This is a genomic window from Luteibacter sp. NPDC104163 (assembly GCF_055584245.1).
This window is the reverse complement of the sequence record NZ_JBVJMK010000006.1, coordinates 163,920-170,369: the sequence shown is the minus strand read 5'-3', so window position 1 is coordinate 170,369 and position 6,450 is coordinate 163,920. Positions and strand designations below refer to the sequence as shown.

Genomic DNA, 6,450 nt, shown 5'->3' with positions numbered 1-6,450 from the left:
CTTTCTACCCCCACACGCGCGCCTTGCTTGTGCCGGCCCCCGCCTAACTAATGCCCGGGGCAAAACAAACCCCTTGCGCAGCAACGCCCTTGTGGGAGCGCGCTGGCGCGCGATCGCGCCCACCCCCGCTCCCACAAGGCGCCGGATGCCCCGCGTTCGTCAGAGCTCGTGCGCGCGGGGCGTGTGTAGCAACTCGATCACCCGCGCCCTCGCTTCGTCCACGCCTGTCTTCGCCAGCGACGAGAACATCTGTACCGTACCGGGCACCTTGTTCTCGCGGAAGTACTTGCGCAGGGCCTCCAGGGCCCTTGAGCCCTCACCCCGCGAGACCTTGTCCGCCTTGGTCATCAGCACGTGGCAGGGCAGCTCGGTGTCGGCGCAGAACTCGAGCATCATCCGGTCGAAATCCTTGAGCTCGTGGCGGATATCCACGATCAGCACGATCCCGCGCAGGCTACGGCGCATCTTCAGGTAGGCGTCGATCTCGCGGCGCCAGTGCGCGCGCATGGCGTCGGGCACCTTCGCATAACCGTAGCCCGGCAGGTCGACCAGGCGGGCCTGGAGCGGCTCTTCGTCCTCCCGCTTCAACGGCGGGAGCTCGAACACCACCATCAGCTGGGTGCGGCCGGGCGTCTTGGAGGTGCGCGCAAGGCTGTTGTGGCCGGTCAACGCATTGAGCGCGCTGGATTTACCTGCGTTGGAGCGACCCGCGAAGGCCACTTCCGCGCCGGTGTCGTAAGGCAGCTGCGTGATTTCATTCGCGGCGAGCGTAAAGCGCGCGCCGTTGAGGATATTCGACGTCATGGGACCTGGCTTGCCCATGGGGCAACGCAAACGTGAGGCCCGGCAGTGTATGCGATGTGGCGCCATGCCGCCCGCGCCGATGGTTTGACCGACTGTCCGCAGCACATTCATAATCGTTTGAATGAGGCGCGGCAGGGAACGCGCCCGGTCCGGAAGTAACCCTTTGTGGAGAAACCCATGACGTTTCGGCACGCCGCCGCTGCCATCACTGCCGCGCTCCTGATGAGCACGGCAGCCGCTCAATCCGCTTCTCCCGCAAAGCCGGCGTCCACGCCAGCCCCCGCGGCCTCCGCCGCCAAACCCGGGGCCAATCCCGCGACCGATACCGCGACACCCGGCATGCCGAAGGCCGAGACGCCGACGGTGGCTGCCAATGCCTCGCCCGCCGGCAGCGTCAAGCCGGGCGACGCCACGGCAGGCCAGGGCAAGGCCGCGGCCTGCGGCGCTTGCCACGGCATCGATGGCAACTCGACCGACGCGCAGTACCCGCGCCTTGCCGGCCAGAGCGAGCAGTACATCGCCGGCCAGCTCGCCCAGTTCAAGTCGGGCAAGCGCGCCAACCCGATCATGGCCGGCTTCGCGGCCCCGCTGTCCGAGCAGGACATGCACGACATCGGCGCGTTCTTCGCCACCCAGAAGCCGCTGCCCGGCGTGGCCGACCAGGCCCTCGTCGCCCAGGGTGAAACCCTGTACCGCCAGGGCGATACCACGCGCGGCATCCCGGCCTGCATGGCTTGCCATGGCCCGGATGGCGCCGGCAACCCGGGTGCGCAGTACCCGCGCCTCACCAGCCAGCACAGCACCTACATCGAGTCGCGCCTGAAGGCCTGGAAGCAGGCCACTGCGCCTTCCGACGATCCGCACACGAAAATCATGATGCCGATCGCACAAAAACTCGATGACAAGGACATCGCGGCCGTCGCCAGCTACATCGAAGGCCTGCACACCAACGATCCGTCGCAGGCGGCCGCACCCGCGGGGCCGTGAAGGCGGTAAAGTTGGCGGGATCGAACGGGCCTTCGGGCCCGTTTGCTTTTAAGAACGCGAGAAAAGGACCCACGATGCGCCTCCGCCTTCCCCTCCTCTGCGCCGCCCTGATCGGCCTTGCCGCCTGTGGCGGCGGTAACAACGATGCGACCCCGGCCAGCACGCCGGCCCCGGCCGCGACGGCACCCGCTGCCACCCCGGCCCCCGCCCCGGCGGCCACGGCACCCTCCGCCGAAGCGCCCGCTTCGAGCGGCACCGCCGCCAGCGCCGCGCCCGCGCCTGCGCCCGCGCCGGCCGACGACGCCAACGACACGCGCCCGGCGCCCAAGCCGTTCGTCGATGAAGGCAAGTGGGTGGAAGGCAAGCATTACTTCCGCATCGACCCGGCCCAGCCGACCAGCAGCCCCGGCAAGATCGAAGTGACCGAGGTGTTCTCCTACGGCTGCCCGGCCTGCTTCCAGTACCACTCCGTGGTCGACGAGATGGCGAAGAGCCTGCCGCGCGGCACGGTCATGACCTACACGCCCGCCTCGTTCCGCCCGGACGAGAACTGGCCGCTGCTGCAGCGCGCCTACCTGACGGCCCAGGCCTTCGGCGTGGACAAGCAGAGCCACGATGCGATGTTCGACGCGGTGTTCAAGAGCGGCGAGCTGGGCATCATGGACCAGAAGACCAACAAGCCGAAGGCGCAGGCCGCCTGGCCGACCATCGACGATGTCGCGAAGTTCTACGCGAAGTACGGCGTGAAGCCCGAGGAGTTCGCCGGCACGGCCAACTCGTTCACCATCAACACCAAGATGAAGCGCGCCGATGAACTGATCCGCGCCTACGAGGTCGATAGCACGCCGACGATCGTGGTGAATGGCAAGTACCGCCTCACCCCGAACAGCGCCGGTGGTTACGCCCAGTCGGTGGAACTCGTCCAGTGGCTCGTCAGCAAGGAGGCCGCGGGCAAGTAACCCGCGTCCCTCATACGGAGATTTCGATGATCAAGCGTCTTTCGTTCCTGTTCCTCGGCCTCGCGATGGCCACCGCCTGCTCGGCGGGTGGCAATGGCAGCGGCAACGGTGCCCCCGCCGCCGAACCGGCGGCCGCCGCGACCGCACCGGCCACCCCGATAACCGAAGGCAAGGAATACGTGGCAACCACCCAGCCCGGCCGTTATGCGCCCAAGGACAAGGTGGAAGTGGTCGAGGTGTTCTCGTATGGCTGCATCCATTGCGCCCATTACGAGGAATATGCGGAGAAGCTGCAGACGGAACTGCCGAAGGGCGTGACCTTCCACGCCGTGCCGGCCGCGTTCAACGATGCGTGGCTGCCGTACGCCCAGGCGTTCTACGCGGCCAAGAAGCTCAACGTGTCGCCGGCCGCGCATGCGGCGCTGTTCAAGGCGATCCACACCGACCACTACCCGCTCGCCACGATCGAAGAGCTCGCCGACTGGTACCACCAGCACTACGGCGTGGATGCCGCGAAGTTCGTGGCCGTCGCCAAGAGCGATGAAGTGAAGAACCAGATCCTGGCCGATGTGAAGCTGTTCCAGGGCTGGGGCATCGATGGCACGCCGACCATCGTCGTCAACGGCAAGTACCGCAGCAACCAGATCAAGACCTTCGACGATCTGAACAACATCGCGAAGTTCCTGGTCAATCGCGAACTCAACGGCGGCAAGTAAGCCGCCCCGACGGATGCCCCCCGTTCACGCGGCGGGGGGCATCCTCTGGCCCCTGTGGCCGCATGAGTCATCCCCCATTGCCATGAACCGCGCCCCCAACGCCCCCACTGACGCCGCGCGCACCCTGCGCCTGCTGAGCTGCAACATCCTCGCGGGCGCCAGCGTGCAGCGGTACAGCGATTACTTCACCCGCAGCGTCAACGCGGTGCTCCCCGGGCCGTCGAAGCTGGCGAACCTCGATTCGCTGGCCGAATTGCTGCATGAGTTCGATGTGGTCGGCCTGCAGGAGGCCGATGCCGGCAGCCTGCGCTCCGGCTTCCTCAACCAGACCCGCTATATCGCCGAAGCCGCCGGCATGCCGTACTGGAGCCACCAGCCGAACCGGCCCATGGTGCGCGTGGCGCATTCGGCCAACGGGCTGTTGAGCCGCATCGAACCCAGTGAAGTCATCGACTACCCGCTGCCAGGCCGCATCAAGGGCCGCGGCGCGCTGTTCGTCCGCTTCGGCCACGGCACCGAGGGCCTGGTGGTCGTCATCGCCCACCTTTCGCTCGGCGCCGCGGCCCGGCTCGGCCAGCTGGCCTTCATCGCCGAGCTGCTTGCGCCCTACCCGCACGCGGTGCTGATGGGCGACCTCAACACCGAGCCCTCCAGCCCGGAAATGCGCCTGCTGTTCGACAAGACCTCGCTGCAACCGCCGAAGGTGCTCACGCCGACCTTCCCCAGCTGGAAGCCGCGCCGTGCGCTCGACCACATCCTGACCTCGGCCGATATCCAGCTCGACCGGACGTGGACGTTGCCCCGCGCTTTCTCCGATCATCTGCCGCTGGCCGCCGAAATCCGGCTGCCACACAGCCTGGCCACCGCGGCCGGGGCGACGCCCTAGGGACCTGCCGCATCATGAAACCCAGCCTCCGCGCCGCCCTGCCCTGGGCCGTCATCGTCATCGCCGCGTGCGTCGCGGCGCTGCTGCGCTATCAGTTCATTGAGCCGCAGCACATGCAGCACGCGTGCGAAGGCGCGATCCGGCCGTGGTGGTGCGGCACGCGCGAGCTCGTCGTGCAGGGCTTCCTGTCGTACGGGTATGGGTACGCGGCGATCGTCGTGGCGCTGGTTGCGCTGTGCTGGCGGAGCGTGGCCATGGCCACGCTCGCGGCATGCATCGGCGTGCTCGCCTTGCAGCTGTACTGCTACGAAGGCGGCGCGCTTGCGTTGCTTATCGGTGTATTGCGGCTCGTGCGGCTTCAGTACGATCGCGAGCAGGGCGGATCACCGATCACGGCCTGATGCCCGCCGCCAGGCGCTCAACACCGGCAGCGCCAGCGCGAAGCTGAGCAGCATCCAGCCCCACGATACGGCGTTCGCGCCCACTTCCTGCACCACCACCGCCACGCCGAGCACGGCGATGAGGATAGCCAGCAGGCGTTCCTCGACCAGCGGCATCAATACATCCTCGCGCGTGCGCAGCAGCGCCAGCAGGAAGAAGCCAATGCATGGCAACGCGAACAGGCCGATGGGGAAGTCGCGGTAGCGGCCGTTGAAGACCATCAGGATGGCGTATAGCGCCAGCACGAACATCCAGAAGAACCGCTGCGGCGTGAACACATCCGAGTAGGTGATGCCCAGGCGGCGACGTTCCACGGGCGGCGGCGCGACCGCTGCAAGGTTCACCGGCGCGGCCAGGCGTGCGGCCACGGCACGGCCCAGCGCAAGGGCGGTACCCAGTGCGAGCACGCCGATCGCGATGCCGGTGGTCCATTCGAGCGTGTTGCGGCAGGCGAACAGCAACAGGCGTGCGTGCGCAGCCAGCGCCGTGCCGGTAGCGAAGCCCGCCAGCAGCAGCGCAATCCAACCCGCCATACCGTGCCAGCGGCGGCGCACGGCGCCCACCACCAGGAACAGCAGCGCGCCCACGCCACCCGCAGCGATCGCCCAGGTCCAGCGCGGCTCTTCCACCACCGGCCCGGTCATCGCGAACTTCGGCTTGGCATCGACATCGAAGATGCCCCAGTAGCCGCCGACCGTGCCTTCGAGGTCGCGCTTCCACGGCTGGTCGAACGCCTCGATGACGTTGTAAGGCATGTCCACCGTGGCCGCGTAGTTGAGGAACTCGCGGACATAACGTGCTTCGTTTACCAGGCTCGCGCTCGCATCGCGGCGCGTGCGGCCCTGGCTGGGCCAGCCGGTTTCGCCGATCATGATCTGCTTGCCGGGGAACTCGCGCTTCATCTGCTGGTACACGTCGGCGACGTGGCGCACGGCCTTCTCGGGCGCGACCGGCTCGTCTTCCCAATACGGGAGGATGTGGATGGTGAGGTAATCGGTGGCCTTCGCCAGCGCCGCATGCCGCTGCCAGAACTCCCAGACATCGGCATAGGTCACCGGCACGTCGGTGGCGTCGTTCACCCGCTGGATATAGGCGGCGAGCGCCTTCTCGGAAAGCTCGCCGCGCAGCATCACCTCGTTGCCCACGATGACGCCGCGCAGGCTGGCACGGTCGCGCTTCGCCGCGGCGATGCCGAGTTCGATTTCGCGCTCGTTGGCGACGGGGTCACGGCCCAGCCAGATGCCCATGAGCACCTTCATGCCGTAGCGGCCGGCGATATCCGGCACGGCGCCGAGGCCCTGGCTCATCGAGTAGGTGCGCACGCAATCGAATCGCTGCGACAACGATTTGAGATCTGCCTCAATGCGCTCCGGCGAGACAAAGGCATGCGGATCGAACGGCGTTTCGCCTTTCAGGCGGAAGGGCGCGTAGGAGACGCAGGCGATCTTGGCCGTAGGCGAATCCGGCAACGGAACGGGCCGGCCCAGCAGGTACCAGTAGCCGGCGCCGAACATCGCGGCGGCGATGAGGACGATCCAGGCGAGCGGGCGAGCGAATCGCGCGAGGGCGGTTTGGGGCGGCATGCCGTTCCAGGATGAGCACGGGAAAACCCCGCAAGCTTAGCCGCCAGGGCGGTTCCACGCGATGGTGGGCGCAG

General features: G+C 67.5%; 7 protein-coding genes. 5 read left to right on the top strand and 2 right to left on the bottom strand.

Annotated features, from left to right (window positions below; all coding sequences use genetic code 11):
• Window positions 1–159: 159 nt before the first annotated feature.
• Window positions 160–804, bottom strand: coding sequence for a ribosome biogenesis GTP-binding protein YihA/YsxC (yihA, locus tag ACZ6YI_RS09735; protein WP_465778472.1), 645 nt, complete (start codon window positions 802–804; stop codon window positions 160–162).
• 177 nt (window positions 805–981) lie between these two features.
• Here yihA and ACZ6YI_RS09730 point away from each other — a divergent pair, with 177 nt between their 5' ends.
• The 5 genes from ACZ6YI_RS09730 (at window position 982) to ACZ6YI_RS09710 (ending at window position 4,753) form a co-directional block, all read left to right on the top strand.
• Complete coding sequence (locus ACZ6YI_RS09730) at window positions 982–1,791, top strand: c-type cytochrome (protein ID WP_440329164.1); 810 nt, start codon at window positions 982–984, stop codon at window positions 1,789–1,791.
• 74 nt (window positions 1,792–1,865) lie between these two features.
• Entirely contained in the window at window positions 1,866–2,750 is an 885-nt protein-coding gene (locus ACZ6YI_RS09725; protein ID WP_465778471.1) for a thiol:disulfide interchange protein DsbA/DsbL, read from the top strand.
• A gap of 26 nt (window positions 2,751–2,776) precedes the next feature.
• Complete coding sequence (locus ACZ6YI_RS09720) at window positions 2,777–3,466, top strand: thiol:disulfide interchange protein DsbA/DsbL (protein WP_465778470.1); 690 nt, start codon at window positions 2,777–2,779, stop codon at window positions 3,464–3,466.
• 82 nt (window positions 3,467–3,548) lie between these two features.
• A complete protein-coding gene (locus ACZ6YI_RS09715) occupies window positions 3,549–4,352 on the top strand; it encodes an endonuclease/exonuclease/phosphatase family protein (protein ID WP_465778469.1) in 804 nt (267 codons plus the stop codon).
• Window positions 4,353–4,366: 14 nt separating this feature from the next.
• A complete protein-coding gene (locus ACZ6YI_RS09710) occupies window positions 4,367–4,753 on the top strand; it encodes a hypothetical protein (protein ID WP_465778468.1) in 387 nt (128 codons plus the stop codon).
• Here ACZ6YI_RS09710 and ACZ6YI_RS09705 read toward each other — a convergent pair.
• The gene (locus tag ACZ6YI_RS09705; protein WP_465778467.1) at window positions 4,736–6,376 is read right to left on the bottom strand and encodes a glycoside hydrolase family 17 protein; all 1,641 of its coding nucleotides are present in this window, start codon (window positions 6,374–6,376) and stop codon (window positions 4,736–4,738) included. The two genes, ACZ6YI_RS09710 and ACZ6YI_RS09705, sit on opposite strands and share 18 nt — an antisense overlap.
• Window positions 6,377–6,450: the final 74 nt, after the last annotated feature.